Source organism: Pseudomonas sp. R11F, assembly GCF_050312575.1.
Classification (GTDB): domain Bacteria; phylum Pseudomonadota; class Gammaproteobacteria; order Pseudomonadales; family Pseudomonadaceae; genus Aquipseudomonas; species Aquipseudomonas palleroniana.
This window is the reverse complement of record NZ_JBNPJU010000063.1, coordinates 14,490-40,412: the sequence shown is the minus strand read 5'-3', so window position 1 is coordinate 40,412 and position 25,923 is coordinate 14,490. Positions and strand designations below refer to the sequence as shown.

The 25,923-nt window shown below is 62.8% G+C and carries 16 protein-coding genes; 10 read left to right on the top strand and 6 right to left on the bottom strand.

All coding sequences use genetic code 11. The features are described 5' to 3' along the window. Positions 1-85 precede the first annotated feature (85 nt). Positions 86-568 carry a sigma-70 family RNA polymerase sigma factor gene (locus ACQRBV_RS17855; RefSeq protein WP_090369987.1) on the bottom strand — a complete coding sequence of 161 codons (483 nt, stop codon included), beginning with the start codon at positions 566-568 and terminating at the stop codon, positions 86-88. A gap of 253 nt (positions 569-821) precedes the next feature. Between ACQRBV_RS17855 and ACQRBV_RS17850 the strand changes: the two genes are divergently transcribed. The 7 genes from ACQRBV_RS17850 (at position 822) to ACQRBV_RS17820 (ending at position 9,265) form a co-directional block, all read left to right on the top strand. Next, positions 822-1,994, top strand: coding sequence for an efflux RND transporter periplasmic adaptor subunit (locus ACQRBV_RS17850; RefSeq protein WP_104994235.1), 1,173 nt, complete (start codon positions 822-824; stop codon positions 1,992-1,994). Between the two features lies 1 nt (position 1,995). Further along, on the top strand, positions 1,996-3,966 hold the full coding sequence (locus ACQRBV_RS17845) for a MacB family efflux pump subunit (protein WP_244699673.1): 1,971 nt from the start codon (positions 1,996-1,998) through the stop codon (positions 3,964-3,966). After that, the gene (locus ACQRBV_RS17840) at positions 3,959-5,365 is read left to right on the top strand and encodes an efflux transporter outer membrane subunit (protein ID WP_411985036.1); all 1,407 of its coding nucleotides are present in this window, start codon (positions 3,959-3,961) and stop codon (positions 5,363-5,365) included. Before ACQRBV_RS17845 ends, ACQRBV_RS17840 begins: the two co-directional genes overlap by 8 nt. Before the next feature lie 104 nt (positions 5,366-5,469). Continuing rightward, a complete protein-coding gene (locus ACQRBV_RS17835; protein WP_411985035.1) occupies positions 5,470-6,225 on the top strand; it encodes an alpha/beta fold hydrolase in 756 nt (251 codons plus the stop codon). A 72-nt stretch (positions 6,226-6,297) separates the two neighbouring features. Continuing rightward, positions 6,298-7,161: a LysR family transcriptional regulator gene (locus ACQRBV_RS17830; protein WP_198762074.1), complete on the top strand. Its 864-nt coding sequence runs from the start codon at positions 6,298-6,300 to the stop codon at positions 7,159-7,161. Between the two features lie 329 nt (positions 7,162-7,490). Beyond that, positions 7,491-8,168, top strand: a complete 678-nt coding sequence (locus tag ACQRBV_RS17825) for a sterol desaturase family protein (RefSeq protein ID WP_411985034.1) — start codon at positions 7,491-7,493, stop codon at positions 8,166-8,168. After that, complete coding sequence (locus tag ACQRBV_RS17820) at positions 8,165-9,265, top strand: SMP-30/gluconolactonase/LRE family protein (protein ID WP_060756829.1); 1,101 nt, start codon at positions 8,165-8,167, stop codon at positions 9,263-9,265. Before ACQRBV_RS17825 ends, ACQRBV_RS17820 begins: the two co-directional genes overlap by 4 nt. A 52-nt stretch (positions 9,266-9,317) precedes the next feature. Here ACQRBV_RS17820 and ACQRBV_RS17815 read toward each other — a convergent pair whose 3' ends face one another. The 4 genes from ACQRBV_RS17815 to ACQRBV_RS17800 form a co-directional block, all read right to left on the bottom strand. After that, positions 9,318-10,760 carry a hypothetical protein gene (locus ACQRBV_RS17815; protein ID WP_090369972.1) on the bottom strand — a complete coding sequence of 481 codons (1,443 nt, stop codon included), beginning with the start codon at positions 10,758-10,760 and terminating at the stop codon, positions 9,318-9,320. A gap of 152 nt (positions 10,761-10,912) precedes the next feature. After that, positions 10,913-11,977, bottom strand: coding sequence for a lipocalin-like domain-containing protein (locus ACQRBV_RS17810; protein ID WP_411985033.1), 1,065 nt, complete (start codon positions 11,975-11,977; stop codon positions 10,913-10,915). After that, the gene (locus ACQRBV_RS17805) at positions 11,967-14,429 is read right to left on the bottom strand and encodes an ABC transporter permease (protein ID WP_411985032.1); all 2,463 of its coding nucleotides are present in this window, start codon (positions 14,427-14,429) and stop codon (positions 11,967-11,969) included. The genes ACQRBV_RS17810 and ACQRBV_RS17805 overlap by 11 nt, the downstream gene beginning before the upstream one ends. A gap of 1 nt (position 14,430) precedes the next feature. Continuing rightward, positions 14,431-15,099, bottom strand: coding sequence for an ABC transporter ATP-binding protein (locus tag ACQRBV_RS17800; protein WP_198762080.1), 669 nt, complete (start codon positions 15,097-15,099; stop codon positions 14,431-14,433). A gap of 276 nt (positions 15,100-15,375) precedes the next feature. On the opposite strand from ACQRBV_RS17800, the gene ACQRBV_RS17795 reads away from it, so the two are divergent. From ACQRBV_RS17795 to ACQRBV_RS17785, 3 genes are all read left to right on the top strand, one after another. Then, entirely contained in the window at positions 15,376-16,056 is a 681-nt protein-coding gene (locus ACQRBV_RS17795) for a histidine phosphatase family protein (protein WP_411985031.1), read from the top strand. A gap of 190 nt (positions 16,057-16,246) precedes the next feature. Then, positions 16,247-17,902 (top strand): lipid IV(A) 4-amino-4-deoxy-L-arabinosyltransferase, encoded by a 1,656-nt coding sequence (arnT, locus tag ACQRBV_RS17790; protein ID WP_104994243.1) that lies wholly within the window; start codon positions 16,247-16,249, stop codon positions 17,900-17,902. A gap of 26 nt (positions 17,903-17,928) precedes the next feature. Next, entirely contained in the window at positions 17,929-19,458 is a 1,530-nt protein-coding gene (locus ACQRBV_RS17785) for an ArnT family glycosyltransferase (protein WP_411985030.1), read from the top strand. A 166-nt stretch (positions 19,459-19,624) separates the two neighbouring features. On the opposite strand, the gene ACQRBV_RS17780 is transcribed toward ACQRBV_RS17785, so the two are convergent. Beyond that, a complete protein-coding gene (locus ACQRBV_RS17780) occupies positions 19,625-25,894 on the bottom strand; it encodes an amino acid adenylation domain-containing protein (RefSeq protein WP_411985029.1) in 6,270 nt (2,089 codons plus the stop codon). Positions 25,895-25,923 lie beyond the last annotated feature (29 nt).

Sequence of the window (25,923 nt, the reverse complement as noted above, 5' to 3'; positions counted from 1 at the left end):
GGCGGGAATACCTTCGCGACCCGCACATCAGGTCGTGTGTTGATAGGAAACGAGGACAGTGAAATAAAATTTAACTGATCAGCGATCAGTGTGCTTCCCACTCGCGCATTCGCACCCGGCAATGCTTCATGGCATTGACGATGTGCTTTTCTACCAGGGCGCGGGAAATGTTCAGGCGCTCGGCGATTTGCAGGTGAGACAAGCCGTCGAGTTTGCGCAGCAGGAAGCTGTCGCGGCAGGCGGCCGGCAATTCGGCCAGGGCACGCTCGAGCATTTCCAGGCGCTGCCCGCGGTCGTGACTGATGTGCGGCGAGTCCGTGGCGAAACGCTCTTCGCTGTCCAGCACCTCCAGGGGTTCGGCCTGACGCAGGGCATTGCGTCGATGGCCGTCGATCACCAGGTTCAGTGCCGTGCGGTACAGAAACGCGCGCGGCTGCTCGATCGGCGTGTCACTGGAGCGTTCCAACACCCGGACATACGCGTCATGCACCACATCCTCGGCCACCTGGCGGTTGCCCAGCTTGGCGTTGAGGAAACACACCAGCTCGCGATAGTAGTTTTCCAACATGACTCCCGACAGACCCGTGGCGGCATTAGGTGCGCGCACCGGCAAGTGCGACTGTTCAGTGATAGCAGTTTGAGAGCGTGCAATTTATAGTAATTCTCATCTACTTTTAAACAGCTCTCGCCTCAACGGTCATTTTTTTTCTTCACCGAACCTGTAACTGCTTGTGTAACCGGCTAAATCTCCGGCCAATTTCCTCGTTTAACTGTCAGCTCTGCGCGACTGCGCCCCGATCTTGACTGGCTGGAACACAAGCATGAAACGCCCTCGACCTGCCCGACGCGCCCTGCTTATCGCAGCGTGCCTGATTCCCATCATCGCGGCCGCAGCCTGGCAGGCCCTTCCCCCGGGCCGTGACACTTACGCGACCGTCACCGTCACCCGCGGCAGTATCGAAAACAGCGTCACCGCCCTCGGCACCTTGCAACCCCGGCGCTATGTCGACGTTGGCGCCCAGGCTTCCGGGCAGATCCAGAAGATCCACGTAGAAGCCGGTGATCAGGTCAAGGCCGGCCAACTGCTGGTGGAGATCGACCCGTCCACGCAAAAAGCCAAGCTCGATGCCAGCCGCTACGCCATCGAAAACCTCAAGGCCCAGTTGCAGGAACAAACAGCCCAGCATGCCCTGGCACGCCAGAAGTACCAGCGTCAGCAACGCCTGGCCGCCGGCAACGCCACCCGTGAGGAAGATGTGCAAACCGCCCAGGCCGAACTGAGTGCCACCCAGGCGCGGGTCGAGATGTTCCAGGCGCAGATTCGCCAGGCCCAGGCCAGCCTGCGCAGCGACGAAGCCGAGTTGGGTTACACGCGGATCTTCGCGCCGATGGATGGCACCGTGGTCGCCGTGGACGCACGCGTCGGCCAGACGCTCAATGCCCAGCAACAAACACCCTTGATCCTGCGGATCGCCAAGCTGTCGCCGATGACGGTGTGGGCTGAGGTTTCAGAAGCCGACATCGGCCACGTCAAGCCCGGCATGACGGCCTACTTCACCACGCTGAGCGGCGGCAATCGACGCTGGACCAGCACCGTGCGACAGATCCTGCCGATCCCGCCCAAGCCCCTCAATGAGACCAGCCAGGGCGGTGGCAGCCCCAGCAGCACGAGCAAAAGCGGGAGTGGCCGTGTGGTGCTGTATACGGTGCTTTTGGATGTGGACAACGCCGACAACGCGCTGATGGCCGAGATGACCGCCCAGGTATTTTTCGTCGCCGGCCAAGTCAAGGATGCGCTGACCGTGCCCGTTGCCGCCCTGCAAGGCACCGCCAGTGCCGACCGGCAGATCGCCCGGGTCGTGGCGAAAAACGGCGCTATCGAGGACCGCGAAGTCCGCCTGGGCATCAGCGACCGCCTGCGTGTCGAGGTGCTGGACGGCTTGCGCGAAGGCGAGCACCTGTTGATCGGCCCCGCCGACAGCAACGGGGGCTGAGTTGAGCACGCCCCTGATCGAACTCAAGCACATCCGCAAATCCTACGGCGGCGGTGACAGCCCGCAAGTCGACGTGCTGCGCGGCATCGACCTGTCGATTCATGCCGGGGAGTTCGTCGCCATCGTCGGTGCGTCCGGTTCCGGCAAATCCACGTTGATGAATATCCTCGGTTGCCTCGACCGACCCACCGAAGGCGAGTACCTGTTCGCCGGGGAAAATGTCGCGCACCTGGACAGCGACGCCTTGGCCTGGCTGCGCCGCGAGGCGTTCGGGTTTGTGTTTCAGGGTTATCACCTGATCCCGTCGGGCTCCGCCCAGGAAAACGTCGAGATGCCGGCGATCTACGCCGGTATCAGTGCCGATGAACGCCATGCGCGGGCCCATGCCCTGCTCACTCGCCTGGGCCTGGCCGAGCGCACCGGCAACCGTCCGCACCAGCTTTCCGGTGGCCAGCAGCAACGCGTGTCGATTGCCCGGGCACTGATGAATGGCGGGCATATCATCCTCGCCGACGAGCCCACCGGCGCCCTCGACAGCCACAGCGGCGCCGAGGTGATGAGCCTGCTGGACGAGCTGGCGAGCCAGGGCCACGTGGTGATCCTGATCACCCACGACCGTGATGTGGCCGCACGCGCCAACCGTATCATCGAGATCCGCGACGGCCTGATCATCAGTGACTCGGCCGAGGCCGACAGCTCCGCCCCCACTCTTACGGCCGGCGCCCTGCAAGCGGTGGACCTGCGCCAGCGCCTGGCCGACGGCGCCGAACACAACGGCGCCTGGAAGGCCGAGCTGCTCGACGCCGTACGGGCGGCGTGGCGGGTGATGTGGATCAACCGATTTCGCACGGCCCTGACCTTGCTGGGGATCATCATCGGCGTCGCCTCGGTGGTGGTGATGCTGGCGGTGGGCGAAGGCAGCAAGCGCCAGGTGATGGCGCAAATGGGCGCATTCGGCTCGAACATTTTGTATGTCAGTGGTTCGTCGCCGAACCCGCGTACACCGCTGGGCATCATTACCCCGCAGGACGTGGCGGCGCTGGCCACGCTGCCGCAGGTCAAGCGCATCATGCCGGTCAACGGCGCCGAAGCCGGCGTGCGCTTCGGCAATATTGACTACATGGCCTATGTGGGCGGCAACGACACGCAATTCCCGGGCATTTTCAACTGGCCGGTCGTGGAAGGCAGCTACTTCACCGAAGCCGATGAACGCAACGCCGCCACGGTGGCGGTGATCGGCGCCCGCGTGCGCGACAAGTTGTTCAAAGGTTTGATCAACCCCATCGGCCAATACATCCTGATCGAAAACGTGCCATTCCAGGTGGTGGGCGTACTTCAGGAGAAGGGCTCCAGTTCCGGCAACAAAGACAGTGACGACCGCATCGCCATCCCCTACTCCGCCGCCAGCATCCGCCTGTTTGGCAGCTACAACCCGGAATACGTGGTGATCGCCGCCGCCGACGCCAGCCGGGTACACGACGCCGAGCAGGCCATTGACCAATTGCTCAAGCGCCTGCACCACGGCAAGCCCGACTATCACCTGACCAACAACGCCGCGATGATCCAGGCCGAAGCGCGCACGCAGAACACCCTGTCGCTGATGCTGGGCTCGATTGCCGCCATTTCGCTGCTGGTGGGTGGCATCGGCGTGATGAACATCATGTTGATGACCGTGCGCGAACGCACCCGTGAAATCGGTATCCGCATGGCGACCGGTGCGCGCCAGCGCGACATCCTGCGCCAGTTCCTCACCGAGGCGGTGATGCTCTCGGTGGTCGGCGGCCTGTGCGGTATCGGCCTGGCGCTGCTGGTGGGCGGCGTGTTGGTGCTGGCGCAGGTGGCGGTGCAGTTTTCCCTGGTGGCGGTGGCGGGTGCGTTTGGCTGTGCGCTGGTCACCGGTGTCGTATTCGGCTTTATGCCGGCCCGTAAAGCAGCCCGGCTCGATCCGGTTAAGGCGTTGACCAGTGAATAAACCCTTCCCGCTATCCGTGCTCAGCCTGTGCCTGGCGCTCAGCGCCTGCGCCGGCAGCCCGCCGGCCGTGGACAACGGCATCGCGCCGCCGACTGCCTGGCAGTACGCGGAACGTGAGGCCGCGCAAGCAAGCAACCAGCGTTGGTGGACGCAGTTTGGCAGCGTGTCACTCAACCGGCTGATCGATCAGGCGCGCCGTGACAGTTTCGACGTGGCCGCCGCCATGGCACGGGTGCGCCAGGCGCAGGCCAGTGCCGTAATAGCCGGGGCGCCGTTGTTGCCTGAAGTTAAATTCAACCTGAGCGCCAGCCGTGAAAAACTGCTGCACGGCAGCGGTAACTCGTCGCTGGATGCTACCGAAAACAACAACACCGTGGACAATTTCGGCGCCAACCTCACCGCCAGTTATGAGCTGGACTTCTGGGGTGGCCGCGCCGCCGCCCGGGACAGTGCGCTGTACACACTGCGCGCCAGTGAGTTCGACCAGGCCACCGTGGAACTGACGCTGCTCAGCAATGTGGCCGACCGCTACGCGCAAACCCTGGCCGCACGCCAACGCCTGCAGATCGCCGAGCTGAACCTGGCGAATGCGCGCAACGTGCTGAACCTGGTGCAAACCCGCTTTGACTCAGGCTCCGCCACCGCCCTGGAACTGGCCCAGCAGAAAAGCCTGGTGGCCAGCCAGCAGCGGCAGTTGCCGTTGATCCAACAACTGGCCGAGGAATCCCGGATTACCCTCGCCGCGCTGCTCGGCCAGCCGGTGCAAACCCTGGACCTGGGCAACGAAGCGTTCCAAAGCCTGACTTGGCCGGCCATCGGCGCCGGGGTGCCCAGCCAGCTATTGAGCCGCCGTCCCGATCTCGCCCAGGCGGAAGCGCAACTGGCGGCGGCCAGTGCCGACATCACGGTGGCCCGCGCGGCGATGCTGCCCACCGTGACCCTGGGCGCGACCCTGGGCTCGGGCTCGTCCAAGGCAGAAGAGATTCTGCGCAGCCCGTTCTACAACCTGACCTCCGGGCTGGTCGCACCGATTTTCAACCATGGCCGTCTGACCGCCGAACGCGACAAAGCCCGCGCGCGCCAGGATGAGCTGCTGCAGGCTTACCGAGGCGCGATCATCAACGGCTTTGCCGATGTGGAAAAAGCCCTCAGCAGCATCACGCGCCTGGACCAGCAGCGCCAGTGGCAAGCCGAAGAACTGCAACAGGCCCAGACGGCCTTCCAGATCTCGCAAAGCCGCTACCAGGCCGGCGCGGAAGACCTGCTGACGGTTCTGGAAACCCAACGCACGCTGTACGCCGCCCAGGACTTGAACGTGCAACTGCGGCTGTCGCGCGTGCAAGCCAGCATTGCCTTGTACAAAGCATTGGGTGGCGGATGGAGTACAGATATCCGATAAACGAAACTCCTGTTTCTTACACAAACCGTTTTCTCTGCCTACATTTTATGACCCCAGGTCCTTGGTAAAAAAGCCGCCATCACATGGCTGCCCGGGACCTCTCGATGAAACCCAGTGTTCTTGTAACCAGCCTGGCGGGTGCGTGCTTGTGGCTGATGGCAGCAGTGCCCCATGCGCAACCGCTGATCGCGCCCACCGCGATTGACTGGCTGCTGGACTGCCCCCTCCCGGCTTTTGAACGACTGGATCCCGAGGTGCTTGAACGCACCCAATGCGGCCAGGTGAGCGTCCCGCGCGACCACGCCGCCCCCGCACGTGGCCGTGTGCGCCTGAACCTCACCCGCGTCGGTGCGCGGCAACCGCTCAACCGTGAAGGCGTGGTCTTCATCCAGGCCGGCGAGCCGCAAACCTCCAAGCGCACCACGTTTGCCCAGCAGTTGGCCAGCCGCTGGGAGTCTTATGCCACCCCGGCCTATCGCACACTGGTCGACCGCTATGATGTGATCGAATTGAGCCTGCGTGACCTCAACGCCCCGAACGCAATCGAACAGGCCGCGCGAGACCTGGAGTATGTGCGCGAACAATTGGGCGAGGCCCAACTGCATTATCTGGGCAACGCCCAGGGCACCCGGCTCGGCAATCGTTACGGCGCGCTGTTTCCCGAGCGCGTTGCACGCATGGTGCTGGTCAACACCCGGCCGGGAGAACCGGGCGTTACGGGTGTCGAGCAGTTGCTGCTCAAGGAGACGGCCCGATCCGGCAGCGATGGGTGTGTGGCCCGTTGGCTGGGGGATTTTCTGGTTTATGGCAAGCACCCGCCGCCTTCGGCGCGTTGCCTCGACACTGGCCATTGGGAGTAACCCCACGACAGCGTGCGTTGACCTGCCACTGATCAGTTCTACAATGCCCCCCATTCTTTCCCGGGAGCCTTCATGGATATCGAACTGGCACGCACCTTCCTCGAAATCACCCGCTGCGGCAGCCTGGCCGCCGCAGCCGAGAAGTTGCACGTTACCCAGACCGCCATTACCGCCCGGGTCAAAAGCCTGGAGAGCCAGTTGGGCAGCACGCTGTTCGTGCGCAATCGCGCCGGTGCGCGGTTGACCGCTGATGGCGAGGCGTTTGTGGTTTACGCCAACCAGTTGCTGCAAACCTGGGAAGCGGCGCGGCGCGACCTGCCGTTGCCCGACGGCTATCGCAACGTGCTGCATATCGGTGGCGAGGTCAGCCTGTGCACCCCGTTGATGCTCGGCTGGGCGCGGGTGCTGCGCGAACAGATTCCGGGGTACGCGCTGCGTACCGAAGTAGGCGAAGGCGACTACCTGCTGCGTCAACTGGAATTGGGCGTGCTGGATGCCGCCCTGGTATTCCAGCCGCAGTACTGGCCGGGTTTGCAGGTGGAGCAGGTGCTGGAAGAGAAACTGATCCTGGTGCAACTGGTGAGCAAGCCTGCGCCGTACGTGTATATCGACTGGGGCCCGGGCTTTCGCCAGCAGCACGACGCCGCTCTGCCCGACAAGGCGCGTGCCGCCTTGAGCTTCAACCTCGGGCCACTGGCGCTGCAATACATCCTGGAAAATGGCGGCGCCGGCTACTTCCGCACCCGCGTCGTGCAGAGCTACCTGGACAGCGGCGTGATGCAACGCGTGCCCAAGGCGCCGGAGTTCAGTTTCCCGACTTACCTGGTGTATTCACGGGCGCGGGATTCGGCGGTGTTGCAACAGGCGCTGGAATTGTTGCGCGGGGTGGTCAAGGTCGAAAGTGACTGGTCGCAGCGCTGGGACCCACTGATGTGAATCAACCAATACCTGTAGCTGACACACCGCAATCGGGGGTAAGCCCCAATGCCGGTCAGTCAAGCGAGAGAGCGGACAACGGGTAACCTGTGGCGAGGGAGCTTGCTCCCGTTGGGCCGCGTAGCGACCCCAGCTTTGGGTTTGAAAAGACTGGGCCTGCTGCGCAGTCCAGCGGGAGCAAGCTCCCTCGCCACAGTGACAGCGTTGCGCCTCAACTGACCGGTTGGGCAAGCCCCTCCCACACTCCGATCGCGTCACCTGCAAAAACTCGCACAATTTCGAGCACCAACTAAGCTGACGTTCCAACAAAAAACACCGAGCTGCCCACCATGGCCCATCCCACCGAAGCCTTCCGCGCCCGCTACCGTGCCGGAGTCAGCCGCCATTACCACCCCTGGCTGCACGCCGGTTTCGTGTTGGGCTACGGCATTTTCTGCATCATCCTGGCCGGGGCCTCCCTCGAGCGTATCAGCCCGCTTGAATGGCTGACCGTCCCGCTGACGCTGGTGTTCTTCAACCTCTGCATCTACCTGGTCCACCGTCACCTGGGCCATCACAAGCACGCCTTCGCCCGGCTGTTCTACGCACGCCATACGGGCGATCACCACAGTTTCTTCACCCCCGGCTTCATGACCTACAGCAGCCCCAGGGACTGGCGCGTGATCCTGTTCCCGGCCTGGCTGATCGTGCTGCACAGCCTGGTCATCACTCTCCCCGCCTGGTGGTTGCTCACACCACTGAACCCCAACGTCGCCGGGCTGTTTGCCGCCTGCATGATCCTTGGGTATTTACTTTACGAAGTGTTTCACGCCTGCGAGCACCTGCCCGCTGCCCATCCCATCGCACGCCTACCATGGGTGCGCCAGATGCACCGGCTGCATGCCCTGCATCATCGCCGTGAGTTGATGCAGGGGCGTAATTTCAACATTGTGCTACCGCTGATGGACTACCTGTTCGGCACCCTGCATTGGGAGCCGGCCCCCCACGACAACCAGGAATCGTCATGAGTACCCGTCCCAAAAAACTGCGTCATCTGCTGTTCGTGCTGGTTCTGGCGGTGATCGCTTTTCTGCTGCTGATGCCGACCAAAGTCCAGCCGGTCAACTGGACGCCGCCCAAGGCGCCTTCATTGAAAGACGGGGTGTATGCCGAAAACCAGCGGCTGAAGCATGTCCAGAAAGTCGGCGCACAAAACATCCCCGGGCCCGAGGCTTTGGTGCTGGATGCCCAGGGTTTGCTGATCAGTGGCTTGCATGACGGACGGATCATTCGTACCGCGCCCGACAGCCAGACCCTGGAAGTACTGGCCAATACCGGTGGGCGACCGCTGGGCATGGCGCTGCACCCGGATGGGCGCTTAATCATTGCCGATGGCATCAAGGGCCTGCTCGCCCTGGATGGCGCCCGCCAACTCACGACCTTGAGCACCAGCGCCAATGGCGTGCCCTTGGGTTTTACCGATGACGTGGTCGTGGATGCCGAAGGACGTTATGCCTACTTCAGCGACGCGTCGAGCCGCTGGGGTTACGGCCAGGATGGCGAAGCGGTGATTGAGCACGGCGCTGACGGGCGCCTGCTGCGTTATGACTTCAGCCACGGCACCACCGAAGTGCTGCTCGATCACCTGCAGTTCGCCAACGGCGTGGCATTGGGCCCGGACGAAAATTACGTGCTGGTCAATGAGACCGGTGCCTACCGCATCAGCCGCTATTGGCTCAAGGGCGAACGCAGCGGCAGCCACGACCTGTTTATCGACAACCTCCCCGGCCTGCCGGACAACCTCAGCTTCAACGGTCACGAGCGCTTCTGGGTCGCCCTGTATTCACCGCGCAACCCTTTGCTGGATGCTTTCGCCGGCTATCCCTCACTGCGTAAAGTGATGGTGCGTGCCCTGATGGTGGTGCCCAAGCCCGTCGAGCGCAAAGCCTTTGTGCTGGGGCTGGATACCGAGGGCAAGGTGATCGCCAACCTGCAGGATGGCAGTGCGGGCAACTATTCGCCCATCACCACCGCGCGGGAATATGGCAACTGGTTGTACCTGGGTTCGTTGACGAACACGAGCCTGGCGCGCCTGCCCCTGAAACTGGCACTCAACCCCGAATGACAAAAAAGGGGCAGCCCGCCAAGGCTGCCCCCTTTTGATTGACGCCGTGGGATCAGTGAATAATGGTCTGGGTGCAGATATGCCCCAGGCTCACGTATTGCACATTGTTCCCGCCCACGCCCACACCGGGGAACTCGGCCAGCTCGATGCGCCAGCCACCCTGGTTATAGGTGGTCGCCCACTTGTACGGAACGCCGGTGCTGCTGTCGTTGATCACGGTGCTGTAATCACCGAAGCAGGTGCCGATGTTGGCCGAAGCCTGGGACACGCCGGCGCTGTTGGTGGTCGCGGTGTAGTCGACCCAGCGGTAGTTCAAGTCGATGAAGTGGTTATCCACGCGCAGCACCGGGGTGACACCGAGCAGCGGCGCACCGGTGGAGTCCGACCATTTGGTCGACCAGTTCAGCACGCGAGCGGTTTGCGTGGCCAGCGGCATCTCACTCACCGGCACTCGCACGATGTTGTCACCCTTCACGTCGTGCGTATCCAGACGGGGCGTGGAACCCAGGCTCAGTTGGTAATACTTGCTCGGGTCCTGCGCCACGGCCGGGTTGGCACGTACCCGCACCTTGACCGTGGTGCCGGGCGCAACGCTCGGGTAGGTAGAGGTGGAACCGGCCGGTACAGGCACCCAATTCACCCCGTCGAAGCGGTCGAAGATCCACTGGTTGCGGCTGCCGCTCTCATCGCCCGCCAGGTACATGCTCACGCTCTGGCCACGCACGGCCTTGAAATCGAAATAATCGACATCGCTGGCGTTATCGAGGTTGCCACTGACCTTGTTCATCGAGTCCGGCAATACAAACGCAGTCTGCGCGGTGTCGTTGGGTTCGAAGGCGTCGATATTGGTGTCCACCGCCACGCCGAAACTGAACTGCGCGTTGTTGGCGGTCTTGGCCAGCATGAACCAGTAGTAATCACCGGCCGGCAGGATGCCGGTCAGGTATTCATCGGCGCTGCCTGGGTTGTCGGACGTTGCCACCAACTGCGGGTTGCCCTGGCCGTCATCCACGAACAGGCTCAGCGACATATCGGCACCGGCGCTCTGGTCGATCAACTGCACCACCGCCCGCGCGTTTTGCGGCAGGTTGAAGTGGTAGGTGAAATCCTGGCCCGTCTGCACTTGGTCAATGGTGTAGAGGGTGTTGATGTCCAGGGTCGGAAACAGCGGTACAAAATCGGCAACGGCCGCGCTTTTCAGCTGAGCCTGGCTCGGCTTTTTCAACTCGCCGACGGCGGTGTTGAACGGTGCGGCTTTGGCGTTCTTGGTCACCGCCTTGGCCTTGCCCTTCATCGCGTCCAGCAGTTTTTGCCGAAGCTCGGCCGAGACCGGTACCGCCTCGATCTTGCCGCCAGGTTTGAGCGCGTCAACCACAGCTTGGTTGACCGTACCAGGGGTCAGTTTAGGAAGGGTTACGTCGGCCAGGGCAGAGGCCGAGGTGAAGCAGGCAGCCATCATGGCCGCGCCCAGGATCAGGCTTTTTTTCGATTTCATTTTTTATCCATCCATAGTTAAAAAATTGAAGCTCAGGTGACGGGTGACGTCCTGTCACCTGGAATGGACTGTAGGACAAAACTGTATGGATGTACAGTATTTTTCTGAATGCATCGTAGGAGGCTTTCCTTCGAACTTGCAGGAGACTTCACTCAATACCCGGTCATCTCCAGATACCCCGCCCCACCCTCTAACTTCACCGGCCCTTCCCAGTACGGAATACTCAGGTTCATCCATGCCTTGGGGTTGACCGCTTCAAGGGTGATATCCAGCTGTTTGCCGGGGATTTTCAGCGACCAGCGTGTGGGAATCCGGCGCCCGTCGATGTGGGTGGTGTTCAGCGGGGTGAGTTGGATATCGGCGTTGTGCAAAGTCTGGGTGCGGCCCTGTGAATCGATCCAGGTGCCGGTCAGGTAGCCCGCGCCGTCTGTCTGTCGAACGCGGAACACCATCAACTGCTCGCCTCGGTCCAGGTGCAGGGAGAACCAATCCCAGCCGGTCTGGCTGGCGGCCAGGGGCTGGCTGCTCCATTCGCGATCAAGCCAGGCGGGGCCACTGACCTGGTAGGTTTTGCCGTCGAGGGTGACACGGCCGTCAGCCATGAAAAACGGTTGGCTGTAGTAGTAAGAGGCTTGGCCCTGGTCGGATTTGCGGCTGTAGCCGTTGTCGCCTTGCAGCACCAGCGGGCGTTGGCTGGTCAGGTGCAGGTCGTAGGCGAATTGCGCACCACTGGCCTGGAGCTGCATCTCTGCCAGCGCGCTCGCCACGCCAGGGCGGGTGGCGAAGTTCCAGTCGTCGATCCAGGCGCTGAACGGCACAGCCTGGGCGCCCGCCTGGCCGACGCCGCCACGGGCGAAACGTTCGGCGGCGTAATGCCGGGTAGCGGTGGTGACGGCGGCGTGGCCAAGCCAGATCGTCGAGTCGTGCCAGCCCGGCTCGGTGGGGCCTGCTTTCAAGGCGTTGCGAAACAGCGTCCATTGCACGCCGAACACGTTGCCTTGCGCGTCCTTGAGGTTGGCGGTGACGTACCACCATTCGATGCGAAAGCCTGGGTGGGGGCCGTGATCCTCGGGAAAACTGAAGACCTTGCCGGGCACCACTTGGGCAAAATCCGCCGCATCGCTACCCAGGCCGGCGAAACTTTCTTCGGGCGCGGGGGCTTTATCGCACGCACTCAACAGGAGCAACGCCGCCCACAGCCACGCTCTAATCTTCATCGGCAAAGGTCCTCAATAAGTCCGCCGGGCGGCTGCGATACAACTGCCAAAGAGGCCAGGCCGACGCCAGCAAGGTCGCGAACAGCGCCAGCCCGAGCAACTGCGCGAGCTGCCCCGGGAACACCTGCAACGGCAGGCGCCAGCCGAACGCCTGCACGTTGATCACTGCATCCAGGCACCACGCCAGCAGCAGCCCCAAGGGCAATGCCAGGATCAACGTGAGTACCGCCAGCAACCAGGTCTGGCCCAGGTTGAGCAACATCAGTTGCCTGCGTGTCACCCCCAGCGCCCACAACGGTGCAAGCTGGCCCAGGCGGCTTTGACTCTGGGTCAGCAGGCTGATGAACAGCGCCACGCCCGCCACCCCCAGGGTGAGGCTGTTCAGCGCGGCGGTCGCCGCGAAGGTGCGTTCGAAGACCTGGCTGGACCAGCCCTTGAGTTGCTGTTGGTCAACGATGCGGCTGTCGTCGAGGCCAAATTCGCGCTGCACCGCCTGCACCAGCGGCGTCACGTTGTGCGGTGCCACACGCAGGTTGAAGCGTGCAGGCGACAGCGTCGGCCAATGCGCCAACAGGTGCTGGGCATTGACCAGCACATGGCCCTTGGGGTTGCCGTAGTCGGCGTAGATCCCCACCACTTTGGGTGACCACAGACCCTGCGGCGTGGGGATGTCAACGGCGTCGCCCAACTGCACGTGCAGGCGCCGCGCCAATTGTTCGCTGAGCATCAGGCTGTTGTCCTGGTGCAAGTGGTTCCAGGGTTCGTTCACCGCCTCCAGCAACGGCCAGTGCTGGCGATAAGTCGGGTCATCGACCACGCCGAACACATCCGCCGGCCAGCCTTGCAATTGCACCGCGACCTGCCAGGTGGGCAGCACTGTCTGCACCAGCGCCTGTTGCGCCAGCCAGGTGCCCAGTTGCGAAGCCTGGGCCGGGGTTTGCGGGTTGATGTACAGCTCGGCGGTCAGGCGTTGTTCCAGCCAGTTGTTGAAAGTATGGCGAAACCCCGAGGTCATGGAACCCGCGCCGATGTTCGCCGCCAGGGCCAACAGCAATGCCATCAGTGCCAGGCTCAAGGCCGGCAGCTGCTGGCGACAATCGGCGAGAAACCACTGGCCGAGCACGGAACGGCTGCGCCCCAGCACGGCCTTCAACACCCCATTGAGCAGCACCGGCAACCCCAGCGCGGCGCCCAGCAGCAAGGCCGCCATCAGCACAAAGCCGGCGGCCAGGCTGTCACCCAACCACAGCGCCAGCAGTGCGATCAGCAGCGTCGCCGCCGCGACCCAACCCTGGCGTCGCAGCCAGCGCCCATGGGCCTCATGCCAGGCTTGGGCGTTGGCCAATGCCAACAGTGGCAAGCGCGCCGCCCGCCACAGGCTGCCGGCCCCCGCGAGCAAGGCCCCCATCAGGCTCAAGCCCAACCCGCTCAACCACCAGGCCGGGCTCAGGCTCAGTTGCCCCGCCACTTCGGCGCCATACAACCCACGCAAACTGGCGGCCACATCCGGCAGCAACAGGCTGGCCAGCAGATACCCGCTGGCAACGCCCAGCACACCGCCGAATAACGACAGCACGCCAAGTTCCACGCCGAGGCTGACGAGTAACATCCGCGCGCTGACCCCACAGGCGCGCAAGGTGCGCAGCAGACCACGGCGCTGTTCCAGGGCCAGGCCGATGGCGGCGTGGACGATAAACAAGCCCACGACAAACGACAAAAAACCCAGTGCGTCGAGGTTCAGGTGAAAGCTCTCGGTCAGGCGTGCGAGGTTGTTATCTTCACCTTGCTTGAGCTGCAATGGGACCGGGGGCGTGGGATGGGTTGCGGCGAAGTGCTTGTCCAACAACAAACGCGAGAGTCGCCCAGGAATCGCCAGCAACGGTTGGGCAAACCCGATATCGGTCAGCAGCATGCCGGGGGCCATGTCCGGCTGCACCTGTAACGGCGGCAGCGCTTGCCCGTCTGCCGTCAGCGGCTGCGCGCCCTCGTGCAAGCCGAGCGCCTGCAAGGTTTGCGCGGCAATCCAGGTGCGCCCCGGCGGCTCGAAGAACGCGAGCATTTGCGCCTGGCTCAAGTGTTGCCCGGCCACGCTACCACTGCCGGGCAACGACAACGGTTCAATGCCCATCAACTGCAGGCGCTGGCTTTCATGCCCCTTGAGCACCACGCGCCCCTGCACCACCGGCGAAACCGGCCAGCCGGCACGGCGCAGTTCGGCGAACAATGTCTGCGCAAAACCGCTGCCGTCCAACGCGCTCAAACTGGCCTGGGGTTCGCCGCCGATCAGTTGGCTGGCGCGGGCATAGCTGTCCCGCGCCTGACTGTTAAGCGCCTGCACCCCAGTCAGTAACGCAGTGGCCAGCCACAAGCCGGTCAACACGCTGAAGAACTGCACGGGATGACGTCGCCAATGGCTCAGCAGTGCGCGCAACGCCCAATAAAACACGGCCATCTCAACGGGCGTCCGCGGGCACGACGCGGCCGCGATGCAGCACCACTTGGTGCTCGAGCCGTGCAGCGATGCGTGGGCTGTGGGTGACCATCAACAGGCTGGTGGAGCTGTCACGCAGCAGGTCCAGGAGTAATTGCAGCACCTCATCGCTGGTGGCTTCATCCAGATTGCCGGTCGGCTCATCGGCCAGCAGCAAGCCCGGTCGAGAGGCCAGCGCCCGTCCCACCGCGACCCGTTGTTGCTGGCCGCCGGACAATTGTTCGGGGTAACGCTTGAGCAAATCGCCCAGGCCCAGGCGCTCTACCAACTGCGCCTGCCAATGCGGATCAAAACGCCCAGCCAGACGCGCCTGGAACGCCAGGTTGTCCTCCACGCGCAAACTGCCGATCAAGTTGAATTGCTGGAACACCAGGCCGATTTCGGTTCGACGCCACTGGGCCAGTTGCCCTTCACTGAGTTGCTCCAGGCGCAATCCACCGACCTCAATCCTGCCCGCGTCGACGCGATCCAGGCCGGCTATCAGATGCAGCAAGGTACTTTTGCCACTGCCCGACTCGCCCATCAACGCCAGGCTGCTACGCTCAGTCAGGCATAGGTCCACCCCGGCCAGTACCGTCAGCGGTCCTTGGGGCGTGGCGTAGTTTTTGCGAACACCTTGCACCTGCAACATAAGAACGCTCGTTTGAAGGATTCCAAACGAGAATAACGGCTGCCTGCGTGCCTCACGCAAATTTTTCACATGGATTTCACTGCTTGCCCACCCTCACCTCTCTAAATTGCCCGCCAAGCGTCAACTGCCGGCAACTTGTTAGTTGCTGCCATCGACCCTTCTTAACATCTACGTGTTCAGCTAAAAGACAGCAGCCCTGTGACAGGCTTTTGCTCCACTACGGGCACCCGCCGATTAGTTGCGCCTGTTTTTTACAACACAATAATAGTGACGATGGTGAACAGCGTGGCTGACGTAACCCTGAGCAAATCCCAATCCAATGGGGCAATGTTAAAGCGCTGGAAAAAAGCTCGATTGTCATTGGCCTGTGTCGCCGTTATCGGCCTGCTGCTGGCCGGCTTCCTGTTCTGGCCTACAACCCCTGTTGACCTTGGCGTCGGCAACCGCCTGGTGACCTCCGGGGTCCTGGCCAGTTGGCGCAACGGCGACCTGATCGTATTGGTACGCCATGAAGAGCGCTGCGATCGCTCCAGCAACCCGTGTTTCGGACCGGCCGAAGGCCTGACGATCAACGGCAGCCAACAGGCGACCGCCCTGGGCAAAGCCTTCAATACCCTGGGCATGGAAAATACCGATGTGCTCGCCAGCCCCGCGACGCGCACCGCACAGACCACGCAATTCATGTTCGGCAAGGCAACATTGTCATCGACCCCTTCGGCCATCTGCGGCAAAGCCATGGGCGAAGAATTGCTCACTCATAAACAGCCTGGCCGCAACTTGATCATGGTGACCCACAGTGGCTGCATCAGCGATCTCCAGACAGAGCTGGGTTACCCCCACGCCGATGCGGCCGAGTATGGCAGTGCACTGTTCGTAGAGGTCTTGCCAAACGGCAAGCTCAAGGCGGTGGGTTCGATGAAAACTGAGGAATGGGCGGCGGCTCTGAAACAACTTTAAATACACTTTTTTACATATTCGCACCTGTTGTGTTCAGCCAAACGACAGCCCTCTTCTGGCATGTTTAATCGCGCCCGTTAGTTAAGGACGTTATGACTTTCCCCCACCGCTTAGTGAACATTGTGATGCTTTGTTCTATGAATTCATTACACTCGTGGCCCGCCATTAAACGTCAAGGAGCGACGTGTTCATGACCCGGTTGAAACCTCTGCCGCTGTTTTTGCTCGGCTTTGCCATTTTCTTTTTGTTGCCGCTGGGCTTGCACGGCCTGTGGATCCCGGATGAGACCCGCTACGGCCAGGTGAGCCAGGAAATGCTCATGAGCGGCAACTGGGTATCGCCGCACTTCATGGGGTTGCGTTATTTCGAGAAACCGGCCGGCGGTTATTGGCTGATCGCCATCGGCCAGGCCGTGTTTGGCGAAAACCTGTTCGGTGTGCGCATCGCCTCGGTGCTCACCACGGGCCTGAGTGTGTTACTGGCCTACTTGATCGCCCGCCGCCTGTGGAATGACCCACGCAAGAGCTTCGCCTGCGCCCTGCTCTACATGAGCTTTGGCCTGGTGGCCGGTCAGGCGGGCTACTCCAACCTCGATCCCCAATTCACGTTCTGGGTCAACCTGAGCCTGGTTGCCCTGTGGTTTGCCCTGGACAGCCGCACTACTCGCGGGCGGCTCGGCGCCTGGGCATTGCTGGGCGTCGCCTGTGGCATGGGCTTCCTGACCAAGGGTTTCCTGGCGTGGCTGTTGCCGGTCCTGATCGCCGTGCCATACCTGGTGTGGCAGCGCCGTGTAGGCGAGCTGTTGCGCTATGGCCCGTTGGCGGTGCTGGTCGCCGCGTTGGTGTGCTTGCCCTGGGTATTGGCCGTTCATGTGCAGGAGCCTGACTTCTGGCGCTTCTTCTTCTGGCACGAGCACATCCGCCGCTTCGCCGCCGACAACGCCCAGCATGCGCGCCCGATCTGGTTCTTCCTGCCGATCATGGTAGTGGCGTGCCTGCCTTGGTCGGCGCTGTTGCCGGCCACGCTGCTCAAGACCTGGAAGGAAAAAGGCCAGCCGGCGATTGCCTTCCTCGCCTTGTGGATGTTGCTGCCGCTAGCCTTTTTCAGCCTGAGCAAGGGCAAGCTGCCGACCTACATCATGCCGTGCCTGCTGCCCCTGGCCCTGTTGATGGGCCACGCCTTGATCGACCTGGTCAAGCAAGGCAAGACACGTTCGATCCTGGTCAATGGCGTGGTCAACGCCCTGATCGGCCTGACGGCGATGGTGGCGCTGATCTACCTGCAAGTCAGCAACCCGGTGTACGGCAACAGCCATGCCGAGATGTTCAGCCTGTCCCTGACCTTTATCGTGCTGCTGGGCTGGATTCTGGCCAACCTGCTGCAAGTGGTGCGCCCGCTGACCTTGTGGGCGATGCCGGCCCTGGGCATTGGCTTGCTGGTGGCGCTGTTGCCGGCGGGCATGCCGGCGATGATCACGGATAACGAAATGCCCGACCAGTTCGTGGCGGAGCATCTGGATGAATTGCAACAAACCCATGCTTTGCTGAGCAACGAATTGGGCTCGGCATCGGCGTTGTCGTGGCGCCTGCGTCGCCCGCAAGTGATGATTTATGACACCGAAGGCGAGTTGCGCTATGGCCTGCGCTATGACGACTCGGTGCACCGCAAGGTCGACCTGGCCAGTGTCCAGGGCTGGTTGGCCGATGCACGTAAACAAGGCTCGGTCGGCGTACTGATGCGGGTCAAGAACACCAGTGAACATCTCGAGGAAGGGCAATTGCCACCCGGTGGCAAACGCTATCGCAAGGGCGACCTGCTGATGATCATCTACCCACAACAACCTTGATGCAGTGCCTGCCACGGGAATAACCGATGAATTTCTGGAAAACCGAACGTGGCGCGCTGGTGCTGCTGCTGAGCGTTTCCGCCCTGCTCCTGCTGCTGGGACTGGGCGCACGCGAGCTGTGGGGGCCGGAAACCCGCTGGGCCAACATCGCCTTGCAGATGCTGCAAAGTGGCGATTACTTCGACCCCTACCTCAAGGGCATGCCGTATTACGACAAACCCCTGCCCTCCTATTGGCTGATCACCGGCTTTGCCAACTTGATGGGGGGCCTGGGCCCTTGGTCGTTGCGCCTGTCGTCAGTCATCTCGGCCTGGTTGAGCATCTGGCTGGTGTACCTGATCGGTGAACGCCTGTTCCGCAAAGGCACCGGGCTGATTGCCGGCTGGATGCTCGCGACCACGTTCTACTTCCTGTTCTGGGCCCGCGTGGCCACGGCGGATGTGCTGACGGTGTGCGGCGTGCTGGCGGCAGTGTGGTGGTACTGGCGCGGGCCGGATGACACTCGCCTGGGACGCTATACCGTGTTCTTCCTGCTGCTGGCGGCGACCTCGCTGTTCAAAGGCTTGATCGGTTTTGTGCTGCCGGGCCTGGTGCTATTGCCGCACCTGCTCAGTGAGCACCGCTACAAGCGCCACCTCAACCTGCGCCTGGTGGCAGCCATCGTCATCGCCGCAGCGTTCTACGCCATTCCGTTTGTACTGTCCCACCTCTACGGCGCACCGACCTACGGCGCCAGCGGCCTGGAGCTGGTGTTTCGCGAAAACGTGGTGCGCTTCTTCGATCCCTTCGACCATATGGGACCGATCTACACCTACCTGATCTACCTGCCGGTCTACACCCTGCCCTGGGCACCTTGCTGGGTGCTGGGCCTGTGGCTGGCCGTGCGCAACTGGCGCCAGACGCCAGCCAATGTGCGCTGGCTGGTGTGGGGCCTGGGCCTGCTGTTCGTATTCTTCACCGCCAGCGGCAGCCGCCGCAGTTATTACGTGCTGCCGCTGGTGCCGTTTGCGCAGTTGCTGGCCGCCTGGTGGTTGAGCGAGCGCCTGGAGAAAAAGCCGGCCCGTTGGCCGCGCTGGCAAAAAGGTTTCGGCTTCACCGCAGGCTTGCTGCTGTTGGTACTGGGTGTGATCTACCCCTGGACCACCGGCAACGGCGGCGTAACCCGTTTCGCCGAAGACGTGCAAGCCGAGGCCGTCAAAACCGCGCCGTGGGACCAATGGCAGATGGTGTTGGTAGAAGTGGACAACAAACTGCCGATGTACTTGCAGAACGGCAGGCAAAACGGCGCCAAACCCTTCTACTACGTCAGCGAAACCCAGGACTTCCCGCGCCAGGGCGACAGTGCCGCGTTCATGGCCTGGCTGAAAAAAACCAGCGGCCAGGACTTCGATCCGCAACGCACAATCATTGTCGCCCAGTATTCCAAGGAAGACCCGACGCCGCTGGCGTTTTTGGGGGCGGACCATCAGGTCATCACTACCCAGCCGGACAATGGCGAACGGCTGTTTCAGAAGCGTTCGGGGGGCAGTGTGGCGTTTGTCCCTGCGCCTCAGTAGCACGTCATGGTGATTGCCATGACCACTACAAATGCCAGTTAGTTAAGGATTAACGCGGTCACTGTGGGAGGGGGCTTGCTCCCGATAGGCCGCGCAGCGGCCTCAAAAATGGGCCTGCTATGCAGGCCATCGGGAGCAAGCCCCCTCCCAAACTGCATGCCAATCCTCAGATCCGGCGACGACGATTGAGCTGGGGGATGGCCGTTTGGGGGGCTTCCACGCGCTGCACGCTGGCCGTTGTACGGGCCGCCAGTTGCGCCAGGGTCGGCTGGCTGAACAAGCTGCGTGCATCCACCTCCAACCCGGCCTTGCGCAAGCGTGCCACCAGACTCACCGCCAGTAAGGAATGCCCGCCCAGCTCAAAGAAATGGTCGTGGCGCCCTACCCGCTCGAGTTTCAAGACGTCGGCCCAGATGCCCGCCATCACGGTTTCCACCTCGCCCTGCGGCGGCTCATACGCACGGCTGACCACGGCATCCAACCCCGGCTCCGGCAGGGCCTTGCGGTCGAGCTTGCCGGCGGGGTTGAGGGGCAATTCACTCAATTGCACAAAGGCGGCCGGTACCATGTATTCCGGCAATCGCTCCAGCACATGGGCACGCAAGGCCTCCAGGCTCGGCGCCGGGGCGCGCAGGGTGAAATAGGCGACCAGGCGTTCATCGCGAATCAGTACCGCCACTTCACGCAGTGCCGGGTGCGCCGCCAGGCAGGCTTCAATTTCGCCCAACTCCAGACGCACGCCGCGCAGCTTGATCTGAAAGTCATTGCGCCCCAGGAACACCAGGTTGCCGTCCGGCAGGTAACGCACCAGGTCGCCAGTGCGATACAACCGATCACCGGGTACGAACGGGCTGTCGATAAAGCGCTCGGCGGTCATTTGCTCCAGCCCCAGGTAGCCTCGTGCTACGCCGACGCCGCCGATATGCAGCTGACCGCTGACACCCAGCGGTACCGGCCTGTCGTGCTGATCCAGCACATAAAGGCGGGTGTTACTGATGGCCCGCCCGATCGGCAACTGCAGGGCAGGCACCGGCGCATCGGGTTGCAGGGTCCAGATGCAGCTGTCGACCGTGGCTTCGGTGGGGCCATAGACGTTGTGCAAGCGTACCTGGGGCAAGCGCGCCCGGACGCTGCGGGCCAAGGCTTCGGTGAGTTCACCACCGCCGCAAAAGACGTCGGTGAGGCAGCTGCACAACGCCGACGCTTCCAGTTCGAGAAATTGCTGCAGCATGGCCGGTACAAATTGGATCACGGTGATGCGCTGCGTGCGAATCACCTCAGCCAGGTAAGCCGGGTCGCGATGACCGTCAACGCGTGCCAGCACCAGGCGCATGCCATGGGTCAACGGCCAGAACAGCTCCCACACCGAGCCATCAAAACTGAACGGAGCCCTTTGCAGCAAGGCGCCTCCCGCAGCGTCCGGGCACAATCGGCAAGCCCACTGCATCAGGTTGCACAGCCCGCGATGCTCGACCATCACGCCCTTGGGCGTACCGGTGGAGCCGGAGGTATACATCACATAGGCCAGGTTGGCGCCGCTCAGGCCGGGAACCAAGGGGTTGCCGGTCGGTGCGTGGCTCCAGGCACAACGGTCGAAGTCGATGACCGGGAGCGAGACTTCACCCAATAACTCGCGCGTAGCCGCGTGTACCAGCAGCGCTACGGGTTGACTGTCTTTGAGCATGTAGGCCAGGCGTTCGCTTGGAAAGCCCGGGTCCAGCGGCACATAGGCGCCACCGGCCTTGAGAATCGCCAGCAAGCCCACGACCAGTTCCAACCCGCGCTCGACGCACAACGCTACCCGCGAATCCGCTTGCACCCCACGCTCGCGCAGGTGAAAAGCCAATTGGTTGGCGCGCTCGTTGAGCTCGCGATAAGTCAGTTGGCCGGCATCGGCCTGTACCGCAATGGCCTGCGGAGTGTGTCGCGCATGGGCTTCAAACAACCCTTGCAGGGTGGCAGTCGTGGGGGAGTCGATGTTGCCGGGGCTGAACTCCACCAACAGCTTGCGCAACTCGCTGGCGGGTAACACCGGCACCTCGCTCAAAAGCGTTTGCGGGGCGTGCTCAAGTGCCTGCGCCAGCCCGTTCAATACGGTGTCGAGATAGTCCAGCAAACGCTCGGCACCGACCTCGCGTGGCGCCATCGCCTTGAGCTGAAAACCGCTCGCGGTATCGTCCACGCTGATCATCAGCGGATAACTGACGATGTCTTCACTGCTGACCAGGGCGACGCCCGGCACCAGGTCAAAGTCCTTGTCGCCAGGGGTATGCCGATAGTTGAGCAGGCTGTTGAATAGCGGCGTCACGCTGCTGCAACGTTGCGCCAACGCCAGGGACGCTTGCTCGTGAACGAGCAAGGCGCTCAGTTGCGCATGGGTGTCGCCCAACGCCTCGACCACGGTCTTGCCGGCCAGGCACGCCCGCAACGGCAAGGTATTGATAAACATACCCAGTGCACGGTCAGCGCCCTCGCCCGCCTGCAAGCGGCCCAGCAGCACCGTACCGAACACCACGTCATCGCGGCCGGATATGCAACCCAGCACCTGGGCCCACGCCAAGTGGAACAGGCTCGCGGCGCTCACACCCAGCGCACTGGCCTGCGCCCGCAAACGCCGGTTGAGGGGGGCCGTCACCGAGCGTTCGAAGGCTTCGATTTCAGTACGGTCCAGCTGATGTTCCTGTAAACCGAACGCCAGGGTCGGCTCGCTGACATCCGCCAACCGCTCGCGAAAAAACGCCTCGTGGGCGGCCTGCTGCGCCGCACAGCGACTCTGTGCCACGACGTTGCGATAAGGCACCGGCGGCGCAAGCTGCGCCTGTTGCCCGAGCATGTGGGCGCGGATTTCGTTGGCCAGGACCGTCATCGAGGTAGCGTCATTGACCAGGTGATGGAAGCGTAACCTCGCCGTCCAGCCTTGCTGCCGAGGGTCTTCGGCATACTCCAGGGCCATCAGCGGCGCCTGGCGCAAGTCCAGGGGCTCACACTGTTCACGCAGTGGTTCGACGCGCAAGTGAGCCTGGCGCCACACCACTTGCATCGGCTGCTCAAGGGCCTCCCACACCAGGCTGGTGCGCAGGATGTCGTGGCGGTCTATCACCTGTTGCAGGGCCTGGGCAAACGCGTCCAATTGCTCGCGCCGGGCAAAGCTGAATATCGCGTGTTGCTGGTAGGGGTCGTGTTCGTCGGTGATGTGGTGGTAGAGCAAGCCTTCCTGCAGCGGCGCCAGCGGGTAGATTTCCTGCACATTGGCGGCGCCTCCCGGAATACCGGCAACGATGCGCTCCAGACTCGCCTGGTCCAGCTCGGCCAGCGCGAGCATGTCCGGGGTGATCTGGGTGCAGTGCGCTGCAATCCGGTTGGCCGGTACCTCGCTGTCACTGGCGGCACTCGCCGCCGCCAGTGCGGCCAGGGTCGGCTGGCCGAACAGCACCTGCACATCGGCCCGCAACCCGGCCTGGCGCATGCGCTGCACCAGTTGCACCGCCAGCAATGAATGCCCGCCCAGTTCGAAAAAGTGGTCGTGACGCCCGACCTGTTGCACGTGCAAAAGGTCGGCCCAGATCTGCGCCAGGGTGGTTTCCACGCCCTCATGCGGCGCCTCGAACGCGCGCGTGATGAAAGCAGCCTGGGTCGGCGCAGGCAGCGCTTTACGGTCGAGCTTGCCATTGGCGGTCAGGGGCAACCCGTCGAGCTTCACGTAGGCCGCGGGCAGCATGTAGTCAGGCAGCGACCCTTGCAGATGCGCGCGCAACGCGTCGATATCGACCGGATGCCGCGCAACGAACCACGCCAGCAATTGCCCCTCGCGATACAGCACCACCGCGTCCTGAACCGCCGGATGCATGGCCAGGGCAGATTCGATTTCCCCCAGTTCAATACGCACGCCACGGATTTTCACCTGGTCGTCGTTGCGCCCCAGGTATTCAAGGTTGCCATCAGGCAACCAGCGCGCCAGGTCGCCGGTGCGGTAGAGGCGACCCTCGTCGAAAGGGTTATCGAGAAAGCGCTCGGCACTCAGTTCGGGACGGTTCAGATAGCCACGCGCCACGCCTTTACCGCCAACGTACAACTCCCCCGTCGCGCCGACGGGCACCTGGCGCTGTTGCGCATCGAGCAAGTACACGCGGGCATTGGCAATCGGCCCGCCGATATGCAGCGACCGGCCCACTTCGACACGCCCGCTGGTGGCGACCACCGTGGCTTCAGTGGGGCCATAGTTGTTGACCACCTCGAAGGTTTGCGCTCGGCTGTACGTGCGCAGACGGTCGCCACCAATCAACAGGGTGCGCAGGGTCGGGTGTTCCAGCTGCTGGCTGAAGGCGTACTCGGCCACCGGCGTGGGCAGGAAGCATACGTCCAGAGGTTGCGCACGCCACCAGTCGAGCAAGGCATCAATGTCTTCAGCCCCTTCCTGGGGCGGTGGCAGGTGCAGCGTCGCGCCCACACACAGCGCCGGCCAGACCTCCCAGGCCATCGCGTCAAAACCGAACCCGGCCACGCTGGCGGTGTGGCTGCCGGCCCGTAGCTTGAACGCCTGGCAATGCCAGTCCACCAGGTTGGACAGGGTGTGATGCTCGACCATCACGCCCTTGGGCAACCCCGTGGAACCGGAGGTGTAGATCACATAGGCCAGGTTCGACGCGCCGGCCGCCCCCCGCGGGTTGTCGCCCAAGTGCACCGTCGGCCGATCAAGCAACAGAACCGGCACGTCCAGGGCTGGCAGCCGATGCAGCAGAGCGTGCTGGGTCAGCACGGCCACCGGGGCACTGTCCTGCAACAGGTAGTTCAGACGCTCGGCGGGATGGGCCGGGTCTATCGGCACATAGCAGGCGCCGGACTTGAGGATCGCCAGCAGCCCCACCAAGGTATCCAGGCCACGTCGGGCCACGATCGCCACGCGATCATCCGGCTCCACACCGTGCGCCAACAGTTGATGGGCCAAGGCATTGGCCTGCTGGTTGAGCTGCTGGTAGCTCAGTTGCCGCCCTCGGCACACCGCCGCGACGGCCTGGGGCGTAAGTGCCACCTGGGCTTCGATACGCCGGTGCAGGGTCTGCGGCGTGGTATTGGGCTGCGCGGTGGCATTCCAGCGTTGCAGCTGTGCCTGTTCGGCCGGCGTCACCAATGAGAACTGCGCGAGCGTCAACTCGGTGTTTTCCAGCCCCTGTTCCAGCAGCCAGGTGAAGCGCTGCGCCAACGCCTGTACCTCGTCGTGCTGGAAGTACGCCTCGTTGTAGACGCAATGCAGGCACGCCGTGTCCTGGTAGCGGTTGCTGCGCAGATGAATGGCGATCGGCAACGGTTCGTGATGGTTGGAGACCTTGATCGCCCGGGCCTGGACCTGGCCATAGCGCAGGTCATGGTCGTCCTGTTCGAAGGACACCGACAGGTCGAACAACTGGCCGCGATCGGTGCGGCGCAGGCCCAGTTCGCGGTTCATTTCACTCAAGGGGAAACGCTGGTGGCGAAAATCCCGCTTGAGCTGATCGCGCACACCGCGCACCAGTGCGCTGAACGGCAACTGCTCACTGAACTGAAAACGCACCGCACTCACCTGGGTGAACAAGCCCACCGTGGAACGAAACCGTGCGTTGGAACGATTAAGAATCGGCAGCCCCACCACCCAGTCATCACGCTGATGGGTGCGGGTGAAATACACATATAACGCCGCCAGCAACACGTGAAACGCCGAGGCCTGGTAATGGTTGGCCACGCGTTCCATACGATCGAGCAGCGACACCGGGAAGGGTTGCAGCAGGGTGTTGCTCGGTGACGGGGTATTCAACCGGGGGGTGAGCAGCGGCTCGGGCAGCAGTTGGTATTTGTCCAGCCAGTAGTCCCGGTCACGGGCGTAGCGAGCGGATTGATGGTAGTGCAGGTCAGCCTCGATGAAGTCGATATAGGACGGCGCTCGCAGCTCAGGTGACCGGCCGTGCTGCAGGTCGGTGTACAGCCGAGCCAGGGATTGCAGCATCTGGCCAAAGCCCCAACCGTCGAGAATCAGGTGATGCGCCTGAGTGCCCAGGCGATAGTGATCATCGTCCAGCTTGACCAAAAAAAAGCGAAACAGCGGCTCGCCGGTCATGGCGTAGGGCCGAGACATCGTGGCCTGCATCAGGGCCTGGGTCGCCGCCTTGGGGTCGGGCAGCGCAGAGAAGTCATGCAGCGTCACTTCGGTCGTCAAGGCGGTGGCGAAGGTTTGCCGGGGCAAGCCATTGCCATCGCTGTGCAGTTGCGTACGCAACGCATCGTGCTTGGCCACCAGCAACTCGACGGCACGCTGGATCAAACCCGGCACCACCGGGCCTGCAAAATCGACATAACCGCCGATGTTGTACAGCGGCGAGTCGCCCACCCGCAGCTGGTCGAGCCAGATGTCTTGTTGGGCGGCGGTGAGGGGGTAACTGACCGGCAGGCTGTCGAGATACTTCATAAGATCCTTCTCATGGGGTCAACACTGGC

Coding starts and splice junctions, on each gene's coding strand:
- ACQRBV_RS17855 (WP_090369987.1), bottom strand. CDS start 568: ATGTTGGAAAACTACTATCGCGAGCTGGTGTGTTTCCTCAACGCCAAG.
- ACQRBV_RS17850 (WP_104994235.1), top strand. CDS start 822: ATGAAACGCCCTCGACCTGCCCGACGCGCCCTGCTTATCGCAGCGTGC.
- ACQRBV_RS17835 (WP_411985035.1), top strand. CDS start 5,470: ATGAAACCCAGTGTTCTTGTAACCAGCCTGGCGGGTGCGTGCTTGTGG.
- ACQRBV_RS17830 (WP_198762074.1), top strand. CDS start 6,298: ATGGATATCGAACTGGCACGCACCTTCCTCGAAATCACCCGCTGCGGC.
- ACQRBV_RS17825 (WP_411985034.1), top strand. CDS start 7,491: ATGGCCCATCCCACCGAAGCCTTCCGCGCCCGCTACCGTGCCGGAGTC.
- ACQRBV_RS17820 (WP_060756829.1), top strand. CDS start 8,165: ATGAGTACCCGTCCCAAAAAACTGCGTCATCTGCTGTTCGTGCTGGTT.
- ACQRBV_RS17815 (WP_090369972.1), bottom strand. CDS start 10,760: ATGAAATCGAAAAAAAGCCTGATCCTGGGCGCGGCCATGATGGCTGCC.
- ACQRBV_RS17810 (WP_411985033.1), bottom strand. CDS start 11,977: ATGAAGATTAGAGCGTGGCTGTGGGCGGCGTTGCTCCTGTTGAGTGCG.
- ACQRBV_RS17805 (WP_411985032.1), bottom strand. CDS start 14,429: ATGGCCGTGTTTTATTGGGCGTTGCGCGCACTGCTGAGCCATTGGCGA.
- ACQRBV_RS17800 (WP_198762080.1), bottom strand. CDS start 15,099: ATGTTGCAGGTGCAAGGTGTTCGCAAAAACTACGCCACGCCCCAAGGA.
- arnT (WP_104994243.1), top strand. CDS start 16,247: ATGACCCGGTTGAAACCTCTGCCGCTGTTTTTGCTCGGCTTTGCCATT.
- ACQRBV_RS17785 (WP_411985030.1), top strand. CDS start 17,929: ATGAATTTCTGGAAAACCGAACGTGGCGCGCTGGTGCTGCTGCTGAGC.
- ACQRBV_RS17780 (WP_411985029.1), bottom strand. CDS start 25,894: ATGAAGTATCTCGACAGCCTGCCGGTCAGTTACCCCCTCACCGCCGCC.